Origin of the sequence: Arthrobacter sp. zg-Y1116, from assembly GCF_024385485.1 — a bacterium.
In the GTDB taxonomy this organism is placed as follows: Bacteria; Actinomycetota; Actinomycetes; order Actinomycetales; family Micrococcaceae; genus Arthrobacter_B.
In genome coordinates this window covers 19,276-43,977 of sequence record NZ_JANFLR010000005.1, presented here as the reverse complement: position 1 = coordinate 43,977, position 24,702 = coordinate 19,276, and the positions used below count along the sequence as shown (strand labels likewise).

Sequence of the window (24,702 nt, the reverse complement as noted above, 5' to 3'; positions counted from 1 at the left end):
CATGAGAGACGACGAGGCGCCGCGATCCAAGAAGTCCTGGGCCTTGATCTGCGGGCTGATCGTCCTGTTGAATACCCTGAACTTCGGGCTTCAATCCGGGCAATGCGTCGACTACATATCCGAATCCGGAGCGGTTTCCACTTGCTCCTTGGAGCCAGCGGTTGGCTGGCCAGGAAGTGTCCTCTTAGGAATCGTCAGCCTCGTTACGCTCGGGTACTGCATCAACCACTTACTCCGAGGGTCCCGCTGACCGATTCCTCAGCGGTACAAACGGAGGTCGGTCATCGGGGGGACGATTTTCGTGACGGTACGGGCCTATCGGCTGTCGGGACTCTCGTTGATCGGAGGAACGGTATGTCCGGCTGGTTCAGCTGGGGATCATAGAAGTGTTCCCCCCATGTATCCGGCGGCCGCGGCAATTGTGCTGAGGATAAGCATGCCGAACCCATTGGCCAGGGCAGGCAGGACGCGGTGTTCCTGAGCAAGACGGATGGTTTCGAAGCTGGCGGTGCTGAAGGTGGTGTATCCGCCGAGCAGCCCTGTGCCAATCATCAGCCTTGCAGGGTCGGGCAGCAGCAGGGTGGCCGCCATTCCGGTGACGATTCCCAGGAGCAGGGAACCGGTGACGTTGATGAACGTGGTGCCGACCGGATAAGAAATTTGCGTGCGGGCTTTGATGGTCCCGTCGAGTATGAACCGCAGCGCTGCGCCCAACCCGCCCGCGGCGCAGATCCCGGCGAAGAGCAGCGGTGTCACTGGTTTTCCTTTCGGTTTCGGGCAGTCCCGGCGGCGATCCCCGCGAAGGAAGCCGCGGCGCCCAACAGCACGGTGCCAAGGGCATAACCCACCGCCCCTGCGGGATGGTGGTGCAGGAGCAGGGCGGCATCGGTGGCCAACGCGCTGTAGGTTGTGAAGCCGCCCAAGACACCGGTACCACCGAATAAGCGCAGAGCACGGCGCCAGCCCGTGTCGTCGCCGCGGCTTAGCAGGGATTGAAGGAGAAAACCCAGAACGAAAGCACCGAAGGTATTAATCCCGGCAATGATGAAGGGGACCCCTTCCTCCCCGGGAGGGGGAAACAGCAGGGACAGCCCTTGACGCAGCCCGGTTCCGGCGGCCCCGCCGGCGGCAACGAGAGCGACATACCGCCATTGCACATGCGCCGGTGGAGGCGCGTCCGCAGCGTTGTCGTCTGCACCATCGATATCGACCGGCAGCTGTGCAGCGTCAATCTGTTGTCTTTCGGGGAACTGGCTGTCCGAGCCTCGGCCTTGCGCAGCGTCCGGGTGGGCGCCGGTATGGTCGCGCAAGTCAGGTTCCTCCTTGTCTCGGTCCGGATGTTCTATGCCTCGTGCCCACAGTGCTGGTGGCCCCGAATATTTGGTGGGGCGGAGACATTAGGCAGATAGCGCCGGGGCGGGTTTGGTTAGCATCCGGGCGTGGGAAAACCATGGGTCCAAGGGCGTCCAGCGGTATGGCGGTGCGCTGGGTGCAGCACCACTGTTGCCCACACGCCGGGCCTTCCCAGAGCGAGGATCCTCCTGCGGGTGATTCTGAGCAGTGACGAGTACGGTGGCTGGCGATCTGTGCCCCCGAGACGCGTGCCAGATTCGCAGCGGTTTCCACAGCATGAGGTTTTTGCTCTGGGCCCACACACAGGAGCAGTGGCACCGGCTGGCCGATGGGGTTCGATTTCACGGTCATCATTTCCTATCTCTGGGCATGCAAATGCTGAGATAGGGACTGTTGTCGGCGCATATGCCGAGGTTGGTTCCGGTGAGCCCCACCGCCGTGACACCATAAGTTACCGGTATCGCTTTCATCCTCCCATGCTCGCTCGCTCCCTCAATCCGCGCGGTTGAGGGTTGGTTTTCGACGACTGTTCTTATCTCATTACCCCTAGTGCGCCGAAGGCAGGAGTCCCGTGCAGTACCTGGCGATTCAGGCCACCACCAGCAACCCGCGCCGCATGAAGCATATGACCCTCGGCCCGAACAGGAGGTCTAAGCCTACGCCGCGGAGGTAGCCCCGCTGATGGCTGGCCTTGGCGTCCGCCTCATGCGAACTACTGACGACGACGGCCCGACACAAAGGAGTCCACATCATGTCCAATCCCAAACCTCAGGTCCTGGTCGGTGTTGTAACCGGAAGTACTGTTGCCTCGGTGGTCAAGGAAGCGGCAGCGTTCGCCGAGCATTTCGGGGCAGATTTGATTTGCGCCAACGTAGATGCCTCCAGCGACAAGGTTGAGGAACGGCCTGACGGTTCGGTGGTGTCTGTGCCCATCAACCCGGACCTGCCTTTTGAAGAGACCGAGGTTTTTGATCCTGAGTTGCGTGCAGAGATCGCGGGAATCCTAGACTCACGGCCCGTGACATGGTCTGTCCGCGCGCTGGCGGGTGGCCCCGGGCAGGAGCTTGCCCGACTGGCAGGCGAGCTGGACGTGCTCATGATTGTGGTTGGAACACGCGAATCCGGTATCCGGGGTGAAGCTGAAAGGTTTCTCAACGGTTCCGTCGCGGTGCATCTTGCCCACCACCAACACCGCCCGGTTGTAATGGTCCCTCAACACCCGGTCATCGACGATGCCGACCTACCCTGGAAAAGGGAGAAATAAATCAGAGACACTCATCCTGTTTCTCGGCACACCGAGTCGCGCTCAGAGGCTGCCCGAATGCAAAGGGAGCACAATCTGCCCGCAGGCCGGTCCTTCTACGCGGCACATGCAAGCGCACTTACTGGCATTGGCATGCCCGGATACCTGTTTGACCTCATGGTTCGCGTATACCCCGCCCGGGCATACGCCCGATGAAGGTAGCCCAATCGCTACATTCGCAACCATGAGTGCCCACATCGTCGGTTACGCCCGGGTGTCCACGAGTCAGCAGGACCTCACGGTCCAGCAGAACCAACTTGCAGCCCTCGGCGTCCCCTCGGACCTTGTTATACCGACCACGGGCTGACCGGCACCAACCGTGACCGGCCTGGGCTACGCCAGGCCTTGGCAGCGGTGCGTGACGGGGACACCCTGGTCATCACCAAACTCGACCGACTCGCCCGCTCTCTTCCCGACGCTCGCGACATCATCGAAGAACTCACGAAGAAAAACGTGAAGCTGAGTATCGGCGGGTCCGTCCATGATCCCTCGGACCCTGTCGGGCGGCTGCTTTCAACGTCCTCCCAATGGTCGCCGAGTTTGAATCCGACCTCATCCGTGCCCGAACCCGAGAAGGCATGCAGGTTGCCAAAGCCAAGGGCAGGCTTCGCGGTAAGCAGCCCAAACTCTCGAAGCTGCAGGAAGCACACGTGGTCTCCCTATGTAGCGCAGGGGAACATACCACCTCCGAGATCGCTGAACTCTTCAAAGTCGCTCGAAGTACGGTGTACCGCATTGTCCAACGAACACGCCCCACAGACAGCTAACGCACGACGCCGGCCCCACTCACCGTCCGTCCCTCCGCCACCCGCATGACTAGGCTGGGGGGATGGCAACAGTAATCCTCGTGCGGCACGGCCGCACCACAGCGAACGCCTCCGGTGTGCTGGCCGGCCGGACCCCCGGCGTCGAACTCGACCAGGTGGGCCGCGACCAGGCCACCGCGACCGGCGACCGGCTCGCCGTCGTACCCCTGGTCGGTGTGGTGTCGAGCCCGCTTGAGCGCTGCCGGCAGACCGCCCAGTTCATCCTGGACCGCCAGCCCGGCACCCCGCACACGCCGGTTGACGACGGCCTCACCGAGTGCGACTACGGCTCCTGGCAGGGCCGCACGCTCGAGGAGCTCGCGAAGGAGAAGCTGTGGGCGACGGTGCAGTCGCAGCCCTCCGCCGTCACATTTCCCGGCGGCGAGTCGATGGCCGCTATGCAGGCCCGCTCGGTGGCGGCCATCCGGCGCCACGATGCAGCCTTCGAGGCCGAGCACGGGCCGGGGGCCGTATGGGTGGCGGTAAGCCACGGGGACATCATCAAGTCGGTCCTCGCCGACGCGCTCGGCATGCACCTGGACATGTTCCAGCGCATCAATGTGGGTCCGGCCTCCGTGTCGATCGTGCACTACGGCACGGGGCGCCCCACCGTTCTCGCAACCAACACCGACGCCGGGGACCTGTCCTGGCTGGCGGCCAGGCCGACGTCGGACGACGCCCCGGTGGGCGGTGGTGCAGGTCACGCGGCACCGCCGGCCCGATGAGCCTAGAGTAGTTCTATGCCTACAACCGTTCACGATTTCGACTGGCCGGACCGCGTCGTCGTCGGCACTGTCGGCGTTCCGGGCCAGCGCACGTTCTACCTGCAGGTCCGCACCGGGAAGCAGATTGTCAGCATCGCCCTGGAGAAGCTGCAGTCGGCCCAGCTCGCCGAGAAGATCGACGAGATCCTCGACCAGCTCATGACCGTCGACGGCAACCCCTTCCACGTTCCCGCGAGCACTCCCCTGGAGCTCGTGGACAATGACGATCTCGAGGCCGTGCAGGAACAGTTCCGCGCCGGCGTGATGAGCCTGGGCTGGGACCCGACGACGGCGCAGGTCGTCATCGAGGCCTACCCCCTCGAAGAGGTGGATGAGGACGACGACGGCTTCCTCGAGGATGACGACGACGAGACGGACGACGCCGAAGAGGTGCTGCGGGTGCGGATGCCGGTCGGCACCGCCCGGGCCTTCGCGAAGCGCACGCGGGAAGTGGTGGGCGCCGGGCGTCCGATCTGCGTGATCTGCGGCCAGCCGATCGATCCCGACGGGCACACCTGCACCTTCCCCGAGTCCTGATGCCGGCACCGGACCTGGTCACCGCGGAGCTCACGCTCACCGGACGGCTGACGACGGCGTCCAACGCCACCTTCCTGGGCAGTATCGGCGACGCCGCCGTGGTCTACAAACCGATCGCCGGCGAAAAGCCGCTGTGGGATTTTCCCGACGGGTGCCTGGCGCACCGGGAAGTGGCCGCGTATCTGGTGTCGGAGGTGCTGGGCTGGAACATTGTGCCGCGCACCTGGCTGCGCGATGGCCGGTTCGGCGAGGGAATGGTGCAGCTCTGGCAGGAGACCGATCCGGAGCAGACTGCGGTGGACCTGGTACCGGAGGAGGACGTTCCGGACAGCGGCTGGAAAGAGGTCCTGCAGGGGCAGGACGAGAGCGGAGGGATCGTTTCCCTCATTCATGAGGACACCCCGGCGCTGCGGCGGATGGCCGTGTTCGACGTGCTGGTCAACAATGCCGACCGCAAAGGCGACCACATCCTGGCTATGAGCGGCGGGCACCGGTACGGGGTGGACCACGGGCTGACCTTCCACAGCGAGCACAAGCTGCGGACGGTGCTGTGGGGCTGGATCGGCGATGCGCTGAGTGCCGAGGAACTTGCGGGTGTTGACCGGGTTCTCTCGGGGTTGGAGGGTGAGTTGGGCTCGCAGCTGGCGAAGCTGCTCACTGCTGAGGAAGTTGCTTCGTTTGCTGCGCGGTGCGCCCGGTTGCGTTCGGCTGGGGTTTTCCCGGCTCCGAGCGGCGCCATGCCTGCGGTGCCCTGGCCGCTGTTCTAAGTCAGCGGCACTCGGGCACTACAAGTTGGGTGCAATTTCTTTGCCGGTTTCCCTAACTGGACGGCCGTTCCATTCGGTGCCGGCCCCAAGCTCCCCACACAGGTCACCTCGCGGTGCGCACCAGATAATCCAGAGCCCGGCAGGCCCGCCATCCAGTCCATATGGCAAAGATGCCTGCTCCTACAGCGGCAACAGCGGCAAAGACTGCCAGCAGCGACTGCTGCCCCGCGAATCCGTCGGCCGGGTCGATCCCAACCGTGAACGCGGCAAATAGTGTGCAGCCGACAGATACAAGCCACAGCACAAGTGTGGCGGCGAACATTCCGGCGACCGGGTGCGGACGGTTCATCAGTTTCCCCCTGAAGATGACAACCGGCACAGCCTATCCCACGGCCCATATGAAAAAGACGTTCAGGAAAGCGGGGTTTTCCAACTGAACCTAATGCCGGCGCGCCTTGCGGATCGAACCGTTGAAGTCTCCGCATAATAGACAAGCCTGCGCGGCGTTTAGCGTTTCAGCACACACCTGGATGAGTGTTCCAGATGCCGCTCGATCTAATTCTGTTCCCAGAATCGGGTCAGTACCCTGCGATTCAATTCGTGGCAGCCGCGCCAACGTAACCCCGCATATCGACGGTAAGGAATCCCGTGAAGGTAAGAGACATCGTTAAAAGCCACCAGCTCAACCCGGAGGATTTTGACCGCTGGATAAAGCAGTCGGAGTTCCAATTCAAATCCGGAATGACCGGCCTGAGCGTCGACGATGGCGTCGACACGAACGAAATGGTTCGCCAGTTCAACCAGTACCTTGCTCAGCAGAAGGTCCTGTTCGGCCAGGAGCAGGAACGCCTGGCATCCCTGCGGGCCGTCGAAGAGCAGGCTGCGTTAGCGAAGCAGTCCGCGATTGAGAAGATGTTCATCACCTCGGGCTTCAACTTTGAGGGGTACAGCATCACCAAGTACTCCGGCTACATTTCGGGTGACGGTGCGGTGTCCATGGACCGCCCTACACAGGGGTGGTTTAGCGGAGTAAACAAGGACGTTGGCGCGGATTTGCTCGCAGGGCTGTCAGATATCCGGCAAAAGGCCTTGGCGCAGTTGAAGGAAGCGGCATACGCTCTGGGCTGCAACGCTGTGATCGGAGTGGACTTCGACTACCTGACGCTGGACCCTGAGACTGCATCCAGCGCTGGCGGGACGCTCTATCTCCCGTTCCTCTTCGCAGTGACTGCAAACGGCAACGCAGTAGTAATCGAAAAGAACTAATGCAATTTCTTGTGCCTGACTGCTGGCAGGCTCAGAGCAGCTGCCGCGCGTTGGCCTTTGCCAGGTCGATGAGCTCGCGGCCGTTGCCGGCGAGCACCGTGCGCATCGCGTAGACCGCAAAGCCGGTGGCCTGCTTCGCGTTGATCTTCGGCGGCATGGAGAGCTCCTGCCGTTCCACCGCGACGGAGACGAGCGCGGGGCCGTCGTACGCGAAAGCACGGCGCAGGGCGCCTTCCAGGTCCTCCGGGCGCGTCACGCTCTCGCCGTGCATCCCCACCGCCTGCGCCACCGCACCGAAGTCCGGGTTCTCCAGCCCGGTGCCGAAATTGACGATGCCCGCCGCCTTCATCTCCACCTCAACAAAGCTGAGCGCCGCGTTGTCGAACACCACGATCTTGATCGGCAGCCGATGCTGCACCACCGTCAGCAGCTCGCCGAGCATCATCGCGAGGCCGCCGTCGCCGGCGAGGACCACCACTTGCCGGTTCCGGTCCACCGCCTGGACGCCGAGGCCCAGCGGGGTGGCCGCCGCCATGGTGCCGTGCCAGAAGGAGCCGATCAGGCGCCGTCGCGCGCCGATGTGCAGGTGCCGGGACGCCCAGATGACCGGAGTGCCGACGTCGGGCAGGAAGACCGCGTCATCGGCCGCGAGCTCGTCGATCAGGTGGGCCAGGTGCTGCGGATGGATGGTGCCCGGGCCCTGCTTCTCGAGGTCGTCGAGCTGCGCGCGGGTGCGGCGGTAGTGGTCCAGCGACTTCTCGAGGTGGGTGCGGTTCGACTTCCGCTCGAGCAGCGGCAGCAGCGCCGCCGCCGTCGCACGCACCCCGCCGACCATGCCCTGGGTCAGCGGCACGCGGCGGCCGAGCTGCTCGCCCCGGATGTCGACCTGCAGGATCTTCGCCTTCTTCGGGTAGAACTGCTGGTACGGGAAGTCGGTGCCGAGCATCAGCAGCGCGTCGCAGTCCTCCATCGCCCGGTATCCCGACGCGAAGCCGAGGAGCCCGGTCATGCCGACGTCGAACGGGTTGTCGTGTTCGATGACCTCCTTGCCGCGGAGGGCATGCACGATCGGCGCACCCAGGGCATCGGCGAGGGCGAGGACCTCCTCGCGCGCCCCCTCGACGCCGGCACCCGCCAGGATGGTCACGTTCCCGCAGGAGTTCAGGGTGGCTGCTGCCTCCTTCAGCTCCGCCGGGGAGGGCACGATGACCGGGTCGGTGCGGCGGACCGTGAAGACCCGCTCATCCGCGGCGTCTTCCAGCGCGGTGTCGCCCGCCATCACGAGCACGGCGACGCCCCTCTTCTCGATGGCCGTCCGCATGGCGATCTCCAGCAGCCGCGGCATCTGCTCGGGGCTCAGAACCATCTCGCAGAACACCGTGCAGTCACGGAACAGCTCGGTGGGTCGGGTCTCCTGGAAGTACTGGCTGCCGATCTCGTCGCTCGGGATGTGCGAGGCGATCGCGAGCACGGGGACCCGGCTTCGGTGCGCGTCGTAGAGCCCGTTGATGAGGTGCATGTTGCCGGGACCGCAGCTGCCCGCGCACACCGCGAGCTCGCCCGTCAGCGCAGCCTCTCCCGCGGCAGCGAACGCGGCCTCCTCCTCATGCCGGGTGAGCATCCACTCGATGCCCTTCTCCCGACGGATGGCCTCGGTCACCGCGTTCAGGGAGTCGCCGGGAACTCCCCAGATCCGCTGGATCCCATTGGCAGCGAGATTGTGGACAACGGTCTCGGCGATCGTGGGCATGCTGCTCCTCAGTTCGGCGCGCTCAGATGGCCGTCAGTCTAGGCGGCGGGATCGGGCTGTGCCAGAGGTGCGGCGATACATGCTTGTGCCCCGCCAGCCTGACGAGTCTGGGCTGGGGCTGAGGACGGCGGTGGTGGTCATCGTCCCCTGCGCGCTTGAAGAGGTGAATGAGGACGACGACGGCGTCCACCTTCCTGGGCAGCATCGACGAGGCCCGCCGTGGGAACGGATGGTCCGGCTCTGGCAGGAGACCGATCCGGAGCAGAACGCCGTGGACCCGGTGTTGCCCGACACGGTGCCGGCCTCAGACCGGAACGAGGTGCTCCATGGCCAGGACGGAAAACGGATCGTCTCTCTCGTCCACCAGGACACCCCGATGCTCGGGCGGGTGGCCGTATTCGACGTCCCGACAGACACTATGACCTAAATTGAATCGCGACGTTCATCGAAGTGGCATCATGGAGACCTGTGGATTTCGGGAGGTGGTAGCTAGGTGGCGGCCATATTTGTTGGCCTTTTCGGGCGTGAAGGATGGGTCTTGACGTACGCCGGACCCTACTGGCGCCTAATTGGCACCCATATCCTTGGTTTGAATTCATATTCGGAACTCTCGCACGCCCCCCGATTTCCTGTCAGCCGAAGGCTGCAGAGTTTCAGCTTCCCATCAGTGAGGTCCGTGACAGCCTCACGATGAGCGAGCCCGACCTTCTTCGCCCGAGTCGTGACGGCGACCAGTTTCACTACACGTGGGCAGCACGCCAATCCCTACGACTCCTCGACAAAGACTCCGGACTACATGCGCTCTTTGTCGAGGCCGTTGATCCCAGTGAACAAACGACAGGGACTGTCGCAGTCAGTGCCAGCGACAATGCGGTGAATCTTGACGACGATATCGGTACAGGCGACGAGGTCATCGACCTCGCGGAGTACTGGGGATCGAGCGACATTTCCCGCACAGAGCGTGTCGTGTATCGCCAGTTCAAACACTCCACGCGGCACGGCGATAGTCCTTGGACGCTTTCCTTTCTTACGAAAACGCTGATTGGTTTCGCTCGCAAATACCGAGACTTGAAGGCCAAGCACCAGACAGTTCTGGATCGTGTTCAGTTCGAGTTCGTCAGTAACCGACCCGCCGCTGTCTCCGCCATAGAGGCGCTCACCGACCTTCGAACCGGAGTCCCCTCGTCGGCGACTAGAACGATCCGCGAACGGCTCCTGGTGATTATTACCGCAGACGAAATCTCCGACCTGTGTCAAAGGTTGATAATCGACGAACGCGCACCCTCTCTCCTCAAGCTCCGTCACCTCCTTGACCTCGAAGTTGCGGACTTGCTGCCCGGCGCGCCGGGGGAACAAGCGCTGTTGCTGCGGGAGATGATCTCCAGTCGGGCAACCTCCATCGCCGGTGACAATCCTGCAGTGCGCCGCACCGATGTGTTAGCCTCCCTGAAGACTTCTGAGGACCAGCTCCTGCCCGCACCTAACCTCATTGCACCGCCTACACGTCCACTTGACAGGCGTCAGTTCGCAGACGTCGCTAGAAAGATACAGAAGTCCAACAACGCACTGACCGTTGTGCATGGCCCCGGCGGGGTAGGCAAGAGCGTCCTTGCCGGCGCATTGGGACGCAAGTTGCCGAACGGCTCTACCACCGTTGTGTTCGACTGCTTCGGCAACGGCTCGTATCGCCGTCCCAGCGCGCCGCGCCACCGAGCCAAACAGGGTTTTGTTCAGCTTGTTAACGAGCTCGCCGGACGCGCACTGTGTGATCCCCTAATTCCCTCCGCCAGCGCCGACGACGCCGACTACGCCCTCGCATTCATACGCAAGCTCACTAAGGCAGCCGAATCAGTCGCCACCACAGCCCCGGCCGCCCTACTCATGATCGTCATCGACGCCGCTGACAACGCCGCCATGATCGCCGACGAAATGGGCGAACACTCCTTCGTCCGCGGGCTTGTCCGCGAGTCGCTCCCCGAAAACGTCCGACTCGTCCTGACTTGCCGCACTGAACGTATCGGTTTATTAGGACTCCCGGCCGACTACCAGGACATACCTTTGCAAGGTTTCGACCTCAATGAGACCTTGTCCCATCTGAGAACGACCTACCCAAATGTCTCTGCCGCAGATGCCTCGGAGTTTCATACCCAAACTAGCCACAATCCTCGAGTGCAGGCAGCCGTTCTGGACGCGACTAACGATCTCCGCGAAGCCCTAGCATGGCTGGCACCACATCCGACCTCGCCCGGACAGGCACTTGACTCCTTTATCGAACGGCATGTCGCCGAGCTCCGCGACAGACAGCACGCCTCGTCCTCTGATATTGATGCGATTTGCGTTGGTCTCGCGTCCCTGCGGCCCATGATCCCCGTTCGCGTTCTAGCTGAACTGGCCAATATTCACCCGTCCGTCGTACTCAGCTTCATCTCGGATTTGGGGCGTCCGCTTCTCGTGGACGGCGATACGGTGCAGTTCCGTGATGAGCCTACCGAAACGTGGTTCCGTAATCATTACCGTCCTGCAGGGAAAGACCTCGACTCCTTCATCGAGCGACTTTCACCGATCGCTGACCAGGATGCCTATGTTGCCGCCTCGCTGCCCGCACTGCTCTTCGAGGCTAACCGGTTCGATGACCTCGTTCAGCTCGCCCTGTCTGACGACCGACTTCCTGACAATGACCTTCCCGCCCCACAACGGAACGAGATCCAGCGGAGTGAGATCGCTCAACAGCGCACCCATTTCGCTTTGGCAGCCGCGTTGCGGGCCGACCGTGACTTCGAAGCTGCGCAGCTCGCACTGCGCCTGGGAGCGCTAACCGCTGGACGCACACGCCGCCTCGATTTAATCCGCGAAAACACAGACCTGGCCGCACGGTTCCTGGATCCTGCGGTGCTTGAACAACTCATGGCGACCCGGAGCCTTACGGCAGGCTGGCCCAACTCTAATCTGCTTATAGAAGGCGCTCTTCTGGCCAGCGCCGCAGGGCAGACCGACCAGGCCCGAAACCGTTTGCGAAGCGCAATGTCCTGGATGCATGCTTGGATACGGCAAGCACACCGCGACGGCTCAAAATCAGGTGTACAAAACTCAGATTTCCTCCAAGTCAGCTGGGGGCTGCTCAATGCCGTTGGCCCTACCGCCTGTGTACAGTTCCTGCGAAGTTGGCGACCGCGTAGCCTCGCCTATGACGTGGGAGTGGACATTGCCCGGCGCTTGCTTGACGCGGGACGCCTTGCCGAGCTTGTCGAGCTGGCCCGCTCTGCCCGGGGGCTCCACCTCAAACTCGCGATTGCTCATGCCTGCGCCGAGCGTGATGTGGACATGGACGCTGCAACCGTGGCGCACCTCCTCCGGCCTTTCCTGAAAAGGAATAGAACGGCCAAGCTGAACGGTCTTGCAGATCGACGTTCCACATCGGACGATCCGTTTCACAACGGCCTAACCGCCATCATATGGCTAACCGGGCAAGCGGTCGCCCGCGAGGTTCTCGCTCCCACGGCAGCCGCCCAGCTCTTGCGCGGCTACCTCCCCGAGAACCTCGGGTATCAAACCGGATCGTGGCACGACCGGGACATATGGTCTCCAGTCCTTGGGCTGACCCTGTGCGCTCGTTTCGAAGGACGAGTGATCGACCCTATCGACATACAAGGTCCGCACATTCGGGAAGCCCGCGAACGTGAGAAATTCGAATCATCTCAAGATCTGCGCGCCTACCGGACAAACGTTGAGCCGCTAGTCTCTTGGGCCGCCGCGTGGGTCGATCTTATTCTCGATCAAACCCCCGAAAAAACTGAGGGCTTCAGCCAGCGCATATCCGAGTTCCTGCAGGAAGCACCTCCCGCCTGGCGCCAAGAACGGATTGACCAAACCAAAGTCAACACGGTCATGCTCCTCATCGGACGTGCACTTGCTCGGTTTCCAGGGATCGCCGATCCTGCGGCGGTGCTCGCCTACCATGCCGGGAATAAAGACATAATCATGCGACGGACTCTGATCAACCTTATTCGACAGACTGCCGCTGACCCCGCAAACCATGGGCTGTCTTTCGAACTTGCCAGGCGCTGCCATGAGGACCTTGCCAACGCGAGGGAGGACGCAGGTGAACTCGCATCCGACTTCGTTCAGCTCGCTCGGGCTACGCACCGAATATCCCCCGAAGAATCTATCGTCCATTTTCAGGCGGCTATCGACATCACGAATGCCATCGGCGACGACGCCTGGGTGCGTTGGAAGACGCTATTAGACATCGCAGGTCATGCCGGGCAGGGTACCCTTTCCCAACCTGCCCGTGCCTACCGGTTGTGCCAGATCGGCGAGAGTTTAGAGCCTTACCTCTACGATTATTTGTCGCATACTGATGCCCTTTCCGTCGCTGCCCGCCTCTCATTGCCCGAGGCTCTTGCAGCGGGGTCGCGGTGGCGCGACCGGCGTATATCTCCGATTCAGGACCTAGCCAACGCGATTACAACGAACCCTGCGCTGCTGTTGAACAGCGACCCTTTGGCCGCTCTTGTGTTGCTTCCTCTAGGGAGTTGCTACCCGGACCACACTGCTTTGGGATCGGCCCTAACCACCGTTCTGGACGACGCAACGCCAGTGATTGTCACCTACCTCCGGTTTCGACGGAACAATAAACTGACAACGGACGCCCTCGACGAGCTCCTCAACCTGTCATGCGTGCCGCGGACAGCCATCGCGCACATCGACCCCTCGCTGCTCCAGGCCTCCAGCGCTTCCGCATACCATTTCACAACCAACGATCACCCCGGCAAGGATGCAGAAACCTCCTTCGTGGACGTCGACCTCCTGACAGCGGCCGGTTGGACTGCTGCACTGCAACGCGACGATCAGGGGTACCTCCGACGAGACCTTTTCAGCTACGTAGCCGATATGGCGGGGTCGGTGCCTGGGATCCTGCGAGCGTTCATAGCGTGTCCGACAACCAAGTACCAGGATCTCTCCAGCCTGCTGGATTCGTTGCAAGGTCGGTCGGTTTCGATGGCCACACAGGCTGCACTAGATGAAGTTTTATCGACACAGGTCGCTCGTTTCGCTCCAGACCTACTTCTTGTTCCCTGGGACACTCTCGACTATCAGAGCGCACGAGTACTGAGTGGCCGCCATACCGACTACGAGCACATAGCAAGTCGAGCGTTGGCAGAACAACAGTCTTTCACCGCCGATCAGGCGTACGCGCTGGCCACGCATCTGGGGCGTCGCCTCACCGTTGATAAAGCCCTCGAGCTATTCGACGTTGCATCCTCATACTTCGACGACCCTTCGCCTTTAGATGCCCACGACGGACATCATCCTCACGGAATAACGACAGAGATCTGTGACACTGAGACAGCTCTCGCCACCGTCATATGGACCGCGCTCGGAGATCCCGCAGGGAAGACGCGATGGGAAGCCGCACATAGTGTCCATTTAGCTCTCACCCTCGGCCATACTGGCTTAGTTTCGTCCCTTCTGGACCTGGCCTCTGGGCTGATCGATCCCGGGCCTTTTCTCGACAGCCGCCTAGAGTTCTATGACAGACATGCACTCCAATGGCTGCTATTTGGGATCGGTCGCGCGACGGTCGAACCAATCGGGCTGGCCACGGCAGCACTTTGTGAGGACCTTCTGATGAAGGTCGTCGCCGGCACACCCCATGCTGTGAACACACCCTTGGCGCGTGATAGCCTACTTCGTCTTCACTCTGCTGGCCTGATCACGCTCGATTCCGCTGAAAAGAACCGAATTGAGCAAGCTGGCAGACCTATCGGCACGACCCGCCCCGACTCCATAGCGGAGGTCTCGTCCCAGAAAGAGGTCAAGACAAATTCCGAAACAAACACTCTTTCACGGCCAGAGCCTGCCCGAAACGAACCCGGACGAGGAGACTCCCGCCGCCTCATTCCTGGATTCCCCGCGGAAAAAGTCGCTAACGAGGTCTCAGCTACATTGGCAACCCAATCGGCTGCGGACGATGATGCGGACGATGATCGGTTCAGGTTCTTTTTCGATTTTCGTCAATACTGGTGCAATCCGCTCGGAGATGCCTTCGGGCTAAGCGAACGCTCGATCGAGCGCCTTGTCATGGAAGTGTTGGTCGAGCACTGGGCAGTGTCATCGCGTGGTCGCCGCGAGGATGACAACCGCCATTCACTCGGTCTGTATCCTGAAGGCGCCTACACCCACAAAGGGGAATGGCCAGAAGAAGAAGACCTCGACTTCTATCTGGCAATTCAGGGCCTATGCGAGGTCGCCGGCGTCCTCCTGCAGCATCGACCCGTCGTCCAGCGATACGACGAAGACGAAGAGACAGGAAGTTCCGAATACTCCCGGTTCCTTGAGTGGCACATCCCCAGCCGCGACGACGGACGTTGGCTATCTGATCGACGCGATGCCGCACCGGAGTATGCTCGACTCGAGTCAGAGGACCCTTCGGGGTTAGGGGCTGGGCGCCGCGACCCGTACTGGATATACCGGATCACTCCCGCTAGGTTCAGACAGGAATTATTCCTCGCGCCCGAACAGATTGTCGTGTGGGGATTCCGATCTGCTGCGCACTACTCGCAACGCGAAACAGTCAGTGTTCGTTCGGCTCTCGTGACCGCCAAAAGTGCCCCCGCCCTACTGAAAACGCTACAAACATCCCCTGACAAGCATGCCTATCGAATCCCTGATACCTCCGACAGCGAATTCCAGTCCAGCGTCCCTGGATTCGAACTCACTGGATGGATCGAGCCTAGCGGATATACCTCCGGACGTGATCGGCAGGATCCGTATGCGAAATCGGTCAGCTACCCGCCCATCCGTCCCACTAACGGAATACAGCCCCTCGAATCGCTGGCCCCGGACGCGGACCTCCGCCTCTGGCGAGAAGGTGAGAAAATCGTAATCGAGCAGACAACATGGGATGACCTAAGTGACGAGAGGAACGCTATTGGGTCTTCTGGCGATACCCTGACTGCCAACCTCTCCTGGCTCACTGGGGTGCTGGACAAGCTCGATCGATGGCTCATCGTGGAAGTCGAAATTATGAGGCGCTCGAATGATTCTGCGGTTCGCGGCTCAAAATATAACGATGACGAGGAACACTTTTCCCTCCTGCGCCCTTACACGAAATACTTCTTGATCGACACGACGGGAAATGTCCATGAGTTCTAACGCTGACCGCACTCTACAACTTGGACGTGACCTCGCGGAGGCCTTGGATCCCAGCGATGTCGTTGGCCGCTGGATGTCGCACCATCTAGCAGAACTAATTGCGCGCTGCGAGCAGGATCCCGAGGATCGTGAACTCGCTGCGTCCACGCGAGATGTAGTTCTGAAACTATGGGAACACAAAGCTGGCGCCCCCTTCCGGACCAAGCCATTCACATATGTGCAACCCGTTTTGCGAGCGATCGAACGGCTAGACCCCAACCCGGACCCTTGGGCTTTCTATCGGCCATTTGATCAGGAAGTGCCCAGCGTCCAAGCACTCTCCACCTATCCCCTCCTACAGGCGGCATGCGCTATGGATCGCGAAGCCGGGCGACTCATCCGTCTATGCGTAGCGGCCTCAGCTGAGGAGGCAATCTCATGCGAAGAGTCATGGGTAATAGCGGGTAAGGAAACAGCGAAAACAGAGGAGGATCGAGCTGTCCAAGCTCTTGAACAGCTAATCCGGCGCGTGAGGATGCGGCAGGCGCTTGACCCTCGCGATACACCAAGCCCGGACAGTGAAATAAGGATTATGCCCACATCCGCGAGCCCCGCCGGACTCGCAGCCGACGACGGTATGGGGAACGAATTCTTCAGTGTGGACGATCATAGGAGCAAGACAGACGGGTCTTTCGATTCCATAGACCCGCTCGCTTTAGCGCTTCGGACTGCAATCGCTGACTGCAATCGGCTGATCAATCAACTTGCAGACTTGGTGCAAGCTTCAGCAAGCAATGACGAGGAACGTCCAGGCTGATAAGTAGCTCGGAATGAGTAAGTCGGTTCGATCCTGATTAGACAGTCATTTCTGGAGCAACATCTCCACTTACTGCTTCGAGAGCACCTTCAAGAGTTCGCGAAGTGACATGGTTCATCAGCGTTATCGCCACGGCGGCGACACAACTCCTGCCCCATATGAAGCGCTGCCCAAACCCCTTGCTGTCCCGCGACGTGGCCACAGTGCCGTCCAACAGCGACCAGGCCTGAATACCGTGTTCTTCAAAGCGTTCCGGTACAGCATAGGAATTTCAAGGTGGGTACAACGGTTCGGGACGAGAAATGTCAGTGCTGCGTGGTTTGATGACGATATCGATCAAGGAACCTCAACCTAGCGAAAGGAAGGATCATGCACACCCCTTTTGTTCGAGTTCGTCACGCGGCAGCACCCGTCCCGAGCGGTTGTCGATGGTGCGGTCGCGATCAAGTGGCTCACGGCTTGTTCTTCACCCGCGCGGTCGGCAACCACTTCTACGTTGAGCCGACCTCCGAGCAGCGTCTCGCGCGCATGCGAGCGAGACGGCTTACTTTGCTAGGTTGACGAGCCTGTCGAATTTTTGGCGGAGGTCACGGGGGACATCCTCGGGCTCCTTTAAACTCAGGGCCAACGCCACAAGCATGTCGGGTTTGCCTGTAGGGGCGGGTGTTGCATGAGTACGGATCATTTCAAGCACACACTTACTGAACTTCCCGTCACGGTGTTCCTTGAAGTCAGCGGGGCACCAGAGACGCTCGTCAACGCGTGGCCAGTACAGATTTGCTGCAGTAGACCACTGCTCGTCGCTAAAGATGTCCTCAATCTCATTCGGATCTCCGACATAGAAACACTGTAGGTTTGGGTCGAGTCCCGCGTTGCGCAGCTTGTCCGGGTGAAAGACATGCTTGGCGTTCGCCTTAGAGTCTTCGTCGACGAGGAAGACGACGTTGCGTCCATGTCCGTGTAAAAATCCTGCAAAGTGCCTGGCCCCTTCATTGTTGTCACAGGGCCATATCGCGATACCAGAGGACTCAAGGTGACGGCCTGTGGCGAGTTTGAACAGCACGGGCAGTGCACGCGCCTCGGACTCACCCTCAACACCGACGAACAACCGCTCGTGAAGAAGGACTGTATTGCGGAGACCGACGCTTGCAGCGATAGCACCCAGATGTGACCCGACTTCAGAATCATCGGCAAGGCGTTCAATGACAGTACGGTGTTGTTCATGCTTGACATGCACTACGTCGCTGATGTCAGTACCATCAATTAGGTTCATGGAGTGGGATGCGATGACTACGGTAACTTTGGGATTCTTTGATTGCTCATGAATCAGAGTCATCAACTCACGCTGGTGCCCATAATCTAGATGAGTGTCTGGCTCGTCGTATAGCAAAACAATGTCTTCTCCTGAACGAGCGAGGAGTGTTGCGTTATACTCCCAAGTCGCCAGTGCGACGCGTCGTGCGCGTCCCGCACCGGAGAGCTGAAGGTTGATCTCTTCACCGGCTTGGTTGGTGACAGTGATGTCTGTCGATTTCAACCCGTTAGCGCCAACAAAGTTGACGGAGGGCCTAATTTGCACGTCACCGATGTCGCGTACATTTTGCGTGATATATATTCGGATTGCTTCGGCGTCTTTGACCAGTTGCGCCTCTAGTTGTTTCTCAACCCTGCGAATGCTGCCGCTAAATGCATCAGATTCCAAGTGCGACCTGTAAGCCGTGGTAAGGGTGTCTTTGATCGCTACCTCCGCGTCAACAGCGCTTGTCGCGTCGAATCGGCGTCCAGCAGGAAGAGCCTTGCCAAGCCCGGGATCAGCACTTATCCATTCATCCGTCTGCGGCGCACCCTCTGCCACTACCTTCAAACGTTCCAAGTAATCTGACTTGCTGCCTTTTGACTGATCCAGCCCAAGGGTCACCAGCCTGTCTTGGAGTTGCGGAATTGTGAGGGTATCCAGTTCCCTAAGACGAGCATCCTCAGGAACAGACCGAAGCACCTCTAAGGCTGCCTTGGGACCTTTGCGAAGAATTCGACGGACCTGCAGCTGCGATGCACCAAATTTACTTTCTTCAGCTTTATCGAGGTGAAATGTTCCCGCGACAAACGTTTCTTTCACACGCTCAACCACTCCATTCGAAGAGGCCGAAACGGTGCCATCATCACTACTTACGTACGTGCGATCTGACTCGGTAGGAGAGTAGCCGTCTAGGAGAAACAAGATTGCATGAATAATGGCGGACTTTCCGGCGTCGTTATGCCCGGCTAGAACAGTCGGAGATCCGAGGCTTAGTAAAGGAAGATCCTCGACAGATCGAAAACCCTGGATCGAAATACTCTGCAGCTGCACGTGCTCCCCCTCATAAGATGTTTCCTGAGTCTATGAGAAGTCTGGCACGTGCAACCCCCAGTAGCCTCTGGGTGTCTTTAGGTTTTTTGGGAAGCCCTATGGGCGATCGGTCCTTTGGCCAGATGTCAGGCAACATTGTCCAATAAGGCGAGGAGTTTTTGGGCGGCTGAGACCACCTAACACAATGAGCTGTGGATCTAGAAACACCTCCTAGTCCGCTTGCCCCCCGTCCCGCGCCCTTGACCCACCCCGCCCTCCCACCCGGCTAAAATCGAGGAGGCCCGTTTTCCCCCACCGAACGGGCGGAAAGCGCAGAATGTCCTTCATCGAGAATGCCGTTGCCCGCTGGGCCGAACTGCAGCGGCTCCAGGCCTCCCCCGGCTGGAAACTGACCAACGCCAACGCCTGGGTCCCGGCGCTCTTCCGCGAGGCCTTCACCCGCACCCGGCCGCGGGTTCCGCTGGACGACTTCCACGCCATGACGGACTCCTTCCTGAACCGCCTCCGTATGGACGGCGTGCAGCTGCGCGAAGACTGGACCGGACGCAACTACGCCGATGACTGGGTGGCCCGCCGCTTCCTGGCCCGCCCCCGCGCGGACGGAAAGTTCGTCTACGAACTCACCGAATCCTCCGCCCGCTTCCTCTCCTACCTGGACGGCTACACCAGCGACAAAACGTCGCTGAACTCCTCCCGGCTGGCCACCCTGCTGGACCGGGTGGAAAACCTCGCGCAGGAATCCAACCCAGATCCCGCAGCGCGCATCGCAGTCCTTAAAGAAGAGGTCGCCCGCCGCGAGGAAATGATCCGCGCCCTGGAATCCGGCGAGGCTCCCCCGCCCCTGCCGGACGACACCGCCGTCGAAGCCGCCCGCGATATCCTCGACCTCGCCGCCGCCCTGCCCGCCGACTTCAAACGGATGCGCGACGGCCTCGAAAAAATGCTCCATGACCTTCGCCAGGAAATGGTGGAATCGAACGCCGCCAAGGGCCTGACCATGGGCGAAATTCTCGAAGCGGACAAGAAGCTGCGCAGCACCGCCGAAGGCCGCACCTACGAGGGCTTCACCGCGTTCCTGAACGACGCCGACCAGCAGGCCCGCTTCCGCGCCGCCATTGCGGAGGTGCTGGAACGGGACTTCGCCGATGACATGAGCCCCGAAGACCGGCAGAGCCTCTACCGGCTGATCAGCGACATGCGGGACCAGGCCACCGAAATCCACCGCATCTACGGCCGGCTCTCCGAATCCATGCACACCTACGTGCAGAGCGACGAGTACCGCGAATCCGTCCAGCTGCGCCAGCTCATCCGCGCCGCCGAAACCGCGATCCACAAGGCTCCGCGCGGACGCCGCCGGGCCGCCGTCGTACCCGCACCGCAGCTGCACGGCTCGGGCTTCGAATCCCTCAGCATGGTCCGGGTCTACAACCCCGAAGACCACGCCGCCCCGCGCACCCTGCCCGAACCGCCGCAGTTCACCGAGGCGGACATCCACCGCTCGGTCCGCACCCCGCGCGCGGACCGGCGGGTACTGGCCGACGCCGTCTCCCGGGCGACGGCGACCCGCGCCAGCGCCACCGTGGCCCAGGTGTTCGAGCAGCTGCCGCCCGAACACCGGCACCTGAACAGCATCCGTGCCCTGCTTGCCGGCGGCGCTGCCGATTTCGATGCAAGCAAACCCCTTGAATCCGTCACCTTTACCCAGATCGACGGCAGCGAGCGCACCGCGCTGCTGCCCGCCGTCGCCGTCGCGAAAGCCCCCGAAAAATGAGCGAGACCACCGCAGAACTGTCAGCACCCCCGGAGGAATTCGACCCGGAGCTGGAAGAAGAGCAGGACGAGCCCGCCCCGCGGGACCTCCTCGTCGACGGCCCGGAACTGTTCCCCGGCGACACCGGCACCCTGCCGCTGAAGCTGCGCCAGGCCCTGATCCGGCTGCTGCGCGGCCCGTACCTGGACGCGAACTCGAGCGACAACGTGTACGAGACCGTGGTGGACAACCAGGAGCAGCTGCGCGTCCGGCTGAGCGAACTGTTCCTCACCCTGGTCATTGACGAGGACCGCAAGGTCGCCCTGCTGCGCCCGGTGGAAATGGCCGAGCCGCACACCTCCGCCCTGCAGCGCCAGCGCGAAATGACCCGCGAGGAAACCCTGCTGCTGCTGCGCATGCGCCTGATCCTGGACCGCCACACCGGCACCGGGAACGAGGCCACCATCGCCCGGCAGGACATCATCGAGGTGCTCGAGGGCTACGTGGATCCGGGCCAGCGCGACGCGAAGTCCGTGGAGGACCTGGCCGACGCCGCCATCCGCAAGCTCGTGCAGGACCGCAGGCTGCTGCTCCCCACGGAGCTGGACAACGTCTGGGTCATTTCCAACGCCCTGCCGCTGGCCCTGCCGTACAGCCAGATCGGCGACATCATCACCTTTATGCAGACCCTCGGAGGGGACGACGCAGACGGCACCCCCGCTGACGAAATGAACGACGGCGAGGAGCCGGCATGAGCATCGAAACCACCCTCCCCATGGGAGACCTGATCAACCCCGGCCAGAACCGGCTCGCCTCCGTGCAGATCGTCAACTGGGGCACCTTCGACGGCGCCCACACCATCAAGGTGGACCGCGCCGGCACCCTGCTCACCGGCGACTCCGGCGTCGGCAAATCCACCATCTTCGACGCCATGCTCCAGGTGATGGACGCACGCCCCCGGATGAACGAGGCCGCACAGAACAACTCCGGCACCAACGCCGAGGAAAAACGCAACGCGTTCTCCTACATGCGCGGACGCCTCGGCACCCAGGGAGCCGACGACGGCGCGGGCACCGCCTACCAGCGCCCCGGCGCCACCTGGTCCGCCGTCTGCCTGACCTTCGACAACGGTCTGGGCCAGATCACCAGCCTCTCTGTCGTCATGGACCTGCCCGCCACCGGCACCGAGCACAACCTAGGCCGCTACTACCTGGTGCACAACCGCCCGCTGGACCTTCAGGCCCTGCAGGCCGGCATGCGCGGCCGCTTCACCAAGGGAAGCCTGGAAACCCTGCTGCCCGGCGCGGCCGTGTTCGATTCGCACAAGATGTTCGCCGAACGCTACCGCCACGCCCTGGGTGTGGAGGACGAGAAGGCCTTCAACCTGCTGCGCATCCTGCAGACGGGGAAGGGCCTGGGCGGCACCGTCAATGACTTCTTCCGCAACAACGTGCTGGACACTCCGCGCACCCTGACCGCCGCCGAAGAGGCTGTGGAGGACTTCAGCCACCTGCGCAGCATCCGCCGCCAGCTAGAACGCGCCCGGCAGCAGCGCGACCACCTGCAGTCCGTCCCCGAACTGCACACCCGCTACCGCGAAGCGGCCGACGCCCTGGCGCACAACCGCGCCCTGGCGAAGGAAGGCCTGCCCGCCTACCGGCAGCGCCTCGCCCTCGAAGGCGCGCAGCGCACCGCCGAGAAGCTGGAGCAGGCCGCAACGGAAGCCCGCTCCGAACTCTCCGCCGCCGAAACCCGCCGGGCCACGCTGAAAGACCAGCGCGACGCGCTCAGCACCCGGTACACCGAGGAGGGCGGCGGAGCCATTGCCACCCTGGAACGGGAACTCGCCGCCGCTGCCGCGCAGCTGCGTTCCCGGGAAACCGTGGAGAACGCCGCGAAGGACGAGCTTGCCGCCGCGGGCATCGACGTCGACTTCTCCCCCGCCGGCCTGGTCACCGCCCGCAGCCGTGCCGCGGAGCTGGTGAAGTCGCTCGGCACCGAGCTCGACGCCGCCCGCGAGCGCAGCAGCAACGCGCACGGCGAGGCGTGGTCCCTCAAGGGGCAGATCGCGAAGCTGGAAAACGAGATCGGCTCCTTCCGCCGCCGCACCTCCAACATCCGGCAGGACTCCCTGGACCAGCGGACCCGGATCTGCGCCGCCACCGGCATCGACGAAGCGGATATGCCGTTCGCCGGTGAACTGATCGACCTGCCCAACGAGCACGTCCAGTGGCGTCCGGCCGCCGAGCGCACCCTGCGCTCCCTCGCCACCGCCCTGCTGGTGCCGGGCGAGCACATGGCCGCCGTGACCCGCTACCTCAGCGAGAACGACATGCACGGGTACGTCCGCTGCATCGACGTCTCGGTTCCCGTGGACGGCCCCACCGAGCCGGGCCCGGATGACCTGATCACCAAGCTGCTCACCCACGACTCCGCCATGGGCGACTGGGTGCGCCGGAAGATCACCGCGCACTACGACTTCGTCTGCGTCGAGGACCCGGCCGGGCTGGCCGACGTCGCCAAGGGTGTGAGCCTGGGCGGTGCGGTTAAGCGCAACCGCAGCACCACGGAAAAGGATGACCGGCACACCAAGGCCTCGGACAACGTCCTGGGCTTTGACAACAAGGACACCGTCGCGGCGCTCGGCAACGAGCTGCTGGCCCTGCGCGGCGTCTTCGAGGAAGCGGACAACCTCTCCCGGCAGCACGCCCAGGAGCAGGACGAGCTGGTCCGCCGGCTCGCCGCCGTGCGTGCCATTGCCGCCGATGACCGCACCTGGGAGGACCTGTCGGCCGACGCCGCACGGGCCGCCGTCGCCGTCGCCAATGACCGGCTGGAGTCGGCCCGGGATGCCAACGCCGACCTGGAGCAGATCCGCTTCGAACTCGACACCGCCGAGCTGGACCTCACCGCAGCCACCGAGAAGGTCGGGGTGCTCAAGGGCGACGCCGCGAGGCTCGACGCCGACAGAGCCGCCGCCGTCGAGCGCCGCACCGCGCTCTCGGCGAAGGCACCCGAGGCCCTGTCCGAGGGCCTGCGTTCTGCGCTGGCCGAACTGTTCGAACCCTTCGGGGAACTGACCGACCCGGCCCGCCTGAAGGAGGCCGCCGGCGAGGTGGAACGGTCCCTGATCACCGAGCAGGCCCGGCTGGAGAAGACCCTGCTGGAAACCCGCGCGAAGCTGGAACGCACGTTCGAGACCTTCAGCGACAAGTGGGGTTCGGACTTCGGCACCTCCGTGGAGTCCGCCGGCGCCTACGAGGACCGGTTCGAGGACATCATTTCCGAGGGCCTGCCGCAGCGCGAGGCCGAATTCCGCGAATACTTCAACAACCGCACCTACGAGCGTTTCAGCGACCTGCTGCAGCTCCTCGATGAGGAACGCCGCAGCATCTCCTCACGCCTGCTGCCCCTGAACTCCGTGCTGCGCCGGGTGGAATACTCCGCCGGCAGCCACCTGGAGATCGAGGTCGCCACTACCGTTCCGGACGCCGCGCACAAGTTCCGCACGGAACTGAAGAACGCGCTGCCCATGATGGGCTCGCGGCAGGATAAGGCGGACATGGACGCCCGGTATGCCGCGCTCGAGGGCCTGGTGGACCGGCTGAAGGATCCCGAGGAGAAGCGCTGGCGGGCCGAGGTGCTCGATGTCCGCTCGCACGTGACCATCACCTGCACCCACCGCCTCGCCAGCGGGCACACCTTCACCAACCTGCAGGCGTCGCTGATGTCCGGCGGCGAGGGCCAGCGGTTCACCGCGTTCATCATGGCGTCCGCGCTGGCCTACCAGCTGGGCATTGTGTCCCAGGGCTTCAGCACCTACGGCACCGTGATGATGGACGAGGCGTTCGTGAAGTCGTCGCTGTCCTTTGCCGAGGCGTCCATCAACGCTCTGCATGAGTTCGGCTTCCAGCTGCTGCTCGCGGCGCCGGAGGACAAGGTGGACCTGTCCCGCTTCCTGGGGTCGGTCACGGAAATCCTGCGCGACGACGTCAGCAACCGTTCCGGCGTGATGGAACGGGCCATGGGCAACTCCCGGTCGGTGGACATCCTGCTGCGCTAGGTTCCCGGCTGCGCTAGGCGAGTTCCGGCGTCGGGCCCCTCTGGC

Annotated in this window: 16 protein-coding genes and 1 pseudogene; 12 read left to right on the top strand and 5 right to left on the bottom strand. The window is 62.4% G+C overall.

From position 1 onward, the window contains the following. Positions 1-378: 378 nt before the first annotated feature. Together crcB and NNX34_RS14955 are read right to left on the bottom strand one after the other, a co-directional pair. Positions 379-756: a fluoride efflux transporter CrcB gene (crcB, locus tag NNX34_RS14960; protein ID WP_255767319.1), complete on the bottom strand. Its 378-nt coding sequence runs from the start codon at positions 754-756 to the stop codon at positions 379-381. Next, positions 753-1,310: a CrcB family protein gene (locus tag NNX34_RS14955; protein ID WP_255767318.1), complete on the bottom strand. Its 558-nt coding sequence runs from the start codon at positions 1,308-1,310 to the stop codon at positions 753-755. The genes crcB and NNX34_RS14955 overlap by 4 nt, the downstream gene beginning before the upstream one ends. A 794-nt stretch (positions 1,311-2,104) precedes the next feature. Here NNX34_RS14955 and NNX34_RS14950 point away from each other — a divergent pair. The 5 genes and pseudogenes from NNX34_RS14950 (at position 2,105) to NNX34_RS14930 (ending at position 5,530) form a co-directional block, all read left to right on the top strand. Continuing rightward, positions 2,105-2,617 (top strand): universal stress protein, encoded by a 513-nt coding sequence (locus NNX34_RS14950; RefSeq protein WP_255767317.1) that lies wholly within the window; start codon positions 2,105-2,107, stop codon positions 2,615-2,617. Between the two features lie 223 nt (positions 2,618-2,840). Continuing rightward, positions 2,841-3,423, top strand: a pseudogene (locus NNX34_RS14945) (recombinase family protein). A 62-nt stretch (positions 3,424-3,485) separates the two neighbouring features. Next, positions 3,486-4,187 carry a histidine phosphatase family protein gene (locus NNX34_RS14940; RefSeq protein WP_255767316.1) on the top strand — a complete coding sequence of 234 codons (702 nt, stop codon included), beginning with the start codon at positions 3,486-3,488 and terminating at the stop codon, positions 4,185-4,187. Positions 4,188-4,202: 15 nt separating this feature from the next. Continuing rightward, on the top strand, positions 4,203-4,763 hold the full coding sequence (locus tag NNX34_RS14935; RefSeq protein WP_255767315.1) for a DUF3090 family protein: 561 nt from the start codon (positions 4,203-4,205) through the stop codon (positions 4,761-4,763). Further along, a complete protein-coding gene (locus tag NNX34_RS14930) occupies positions 4,763-5,530 on the top strand; it encodes an SCO1664 family protein (RefSeq protein ID WP_255767314.1) in 768 nt (255 codons plus the stop codon). The genes NNX34_RS14935 and NNX34_RS14930 overlap by 1 nt, the downstream gene beginning before the upstream one ends. 103 nt (positions 5,531-5,633) lie before the next feature. Here NNX34_RS14930 and NNX34_RS14925 read toward each other — a convergent pair whose 3' ends face one another. Then, positions 5,634-5,879: a hypothetical protein gene (locus NNX34_RS14925; protein WP_255767313.1), complete on the bottom strand. Its 246-nt coding sequence runs from the start codon at positions 5,877-5,879 to the stop codon at positions 5,634-5,636. A 299-nt stretch (positions 5,880-6,178) separates the two neighbouring features. Between NNX34_RS14925 and NNX34_RS16220 the strand changes: the two genes are divergently transcribed. Then, on the top strand, positions 6,179-6,796 hold the full coding sequence (locus NNX34_RS16220; RefSeq protein WP_255767312.1) for a heavy metal-binding domain-containing protein: 618 nt from the start codon (positions 6,179-6,181) through the stop codon (positions 6,794-6,796). Between the two features lie 31 nt (positions 6,797-6,827). On the opposite strand, the gene poxB is transcribed toward NNX34_RS16220, so the two are convergent. Then, entirely contained in the window at positions 6,828-8,546 is a 1,719-nt protein-coding gene (gene poxB, locus NNX34_RS14915; protein WP_255767311.1) for a ubiquinone-dependent pyruvate dehydrogenase, read from the bottom strand. 79 nt (positions 8,547-8,625) lie between these two features. Here poxB and NNX34_RS14910 point away from each other — a divergent pair, with 79 nt between their 5' ends. The 3 genes from NNX34_RS14910 to NNX34_RS14900 all read left to right on the top strand — a co-directional run bounded on the left by NNX34_RS14910 (position 8,626) and on the right by NNX34_RS14900 (position 16,727). Beyond that, positions 8,626-8,973 (top strand): hypothetical protein, encoded by a 348-nt coding sequence (locus NNX34_RS14910; RefSeq protein WP_255767310.1) that lies wholly within the window; start codon positions 8,626-8,628, stop codon positions 8,971-8,973. Positions 8,974-9,236: 263 nt separating this feature from the next. Next, positions 9,237-15,701: an ATP-binding protein gene (locus NNX34_RS14905; RefSeq protein WP_255767309.1), complete on the top strand. Its 6,465-nt coding sequence runs from the start codon at positions 9,237-9,239 to the stop codon at positions 15,699-15,701. Positions 15,702-16,601: 900 nt separating this feature from the next. Beyond that, positions 16,602-16,727 (top strand): hypothetical protein, encoded by a 126-nt coding sequence (locus NNX34_RS14900; RefSeq protein ID WP_255767308.1) that lies wholly within the window; start codon positions 16,602-16,604, stop codon positions 16,725-16,727. Positions 16,728-17,041: 314 nt separating this feature from the next. On the opposite strand, the gene NNX34_RS16215 is transcribed toward NNX34_RS14900, so the two are convergent. Beyond that, entirely contained in the window at positions 17,042-18,844 is a 1,803-nt protein-coding gene (locus tag NNX34_RS16215; protein WP_370647282.1) for an ATP-dependent endonuclease, read from the bottom strand. Between the two features lie 316 nt (positions 18,845-19,160). On the opposite strand from NNX34_RS16215, the gene NNX34_RS14890 reads away from it, so the two are divergent. The 3 genes from NNX34_RS14890 to NNX34_RS14880 are packed head-to-tail and all read left to right on the top strand — an operon-like array spanning position 19,161 to position 24,657. Then, the gene (locus NNX34_RS14890) at positions 19,161-20,615 is read left to right on the top strand and encodes a DUF3375 domain-containing protein (RefSeq protein WP_255767306.1); all 1,455 of its coding nucleotides are present in this window, start codon (positions 19,161-19,163) and stop codon (positions 20,613-20,615) included. Next, positions 20,612-21,349, top strand: coding sequence for a DUF4194 domain-containing protein (locus NNX34_RS14885; RefSeq protein ID WP_255767305.1), 738 nt, complete (start codon positions 20,612-20,614; stop codon positions 21,347-21,349). The genes NNX34_RS14890 and NNX34_RS14885 overlap by 4 nt, the downstream gene beginning before the upstream one ends. Beyond that, positions 21,346-24,657, top strand: a complete 3,312-nt coding sequence (locus NNX34_RS14880; RefSeq protein WP_255767304.1) for an ATP-binding protein — start codon at positions 21,346-21,348, stop codon at positions 24,655-24,657. Before NNX34_RS14885 ends, NNX34_RS14880 begins: the two co-directional genes overlap by 4 nt. Positions 24,658-24,702: the final 45 nt, after the last annotated feature.

Excerpts from the sequence above, each read along its gene's own strand:
- NNX34_RS14950 (WP_255767317.1), top strand. The coding sequence starts at position 2,105 with ATGTCCAATCCCAAACCTCAGGTCCTGGTCGGTGTTGTAACCGGAAGT.
- NNX34_RS14940 (WP_255767316.1), top strand. The coding sequence starts at position 3,486 with ATGGCAACAGTAATCCTCGTGCGGCACGGCCGCACCACAGCGAACGCC.
- NNX34_RS14935 (WP_255767315.1), top strand. The coding sequence starts at position 4,203 with ATGCCTACAACCGTTCACGATTTCGACTGGCCGGACCGCGTCGTCGTC.
- NNX34_RS14930 (WP_255767314.1), top strand. The coding sequence starts at position 4,763 with ATGCCGGCACCGGACCTGGTCACCGCGGAGCTCACGCTCACCGGACGG.
- NNX34_RS14925 (WP_255767313.1), bottom strand. The coding sequence starts at position 5,879 with ATGAACCGTCCGCACCCGGTCGCCGGAATGTTCGCCGCCACACTTGTG.
- poxB (WP_255767311.1), bottom strand. The coding sequence starts at position 8,546 with ATGCCCACGATCGCCGAGACCGTTGTCCACAATCTCGCTGCCAATGGG.
- NNX34_RS14910 (WP_255767310.1), top strand. The coding sequence starts at position 8,626 with ATGCTTGTGCCCCGCCAGCCTGACGAGTCTGGGCTGGGGCTGAGGACG.
- NNX34_RS14905 (WP_255767309.1), top strand. The coding sequence starts at position 9,237 with ATGAGCGAGCCCGACCTTCTTCGCCCGAGTCGTGACGGCGACCAGTTT.
- NNX34_RS14890 (WP_255767306.1), top strand. The coding sequence starts at position 19,161 with ATGTCCTTCATCGAGAATGCCGTTGCCCGCTGGGCCGAACTGCAGCGG.
- NNX34_RS14885 (WP_255767305.1), top strand. The coding sequence starts at position 20,612 with ATGAGCGAGACCACCGCAGAACTGTCAGCACCCCCGGAGGAATTCGAC.
- NNX34_RS14880 (WP_255767304.1), top strand. The coding sequence starts at position 21,346 with ATGAGCATCGAAACCACCCTCCCCATGGGAGACCTGATCAACCCCGGC.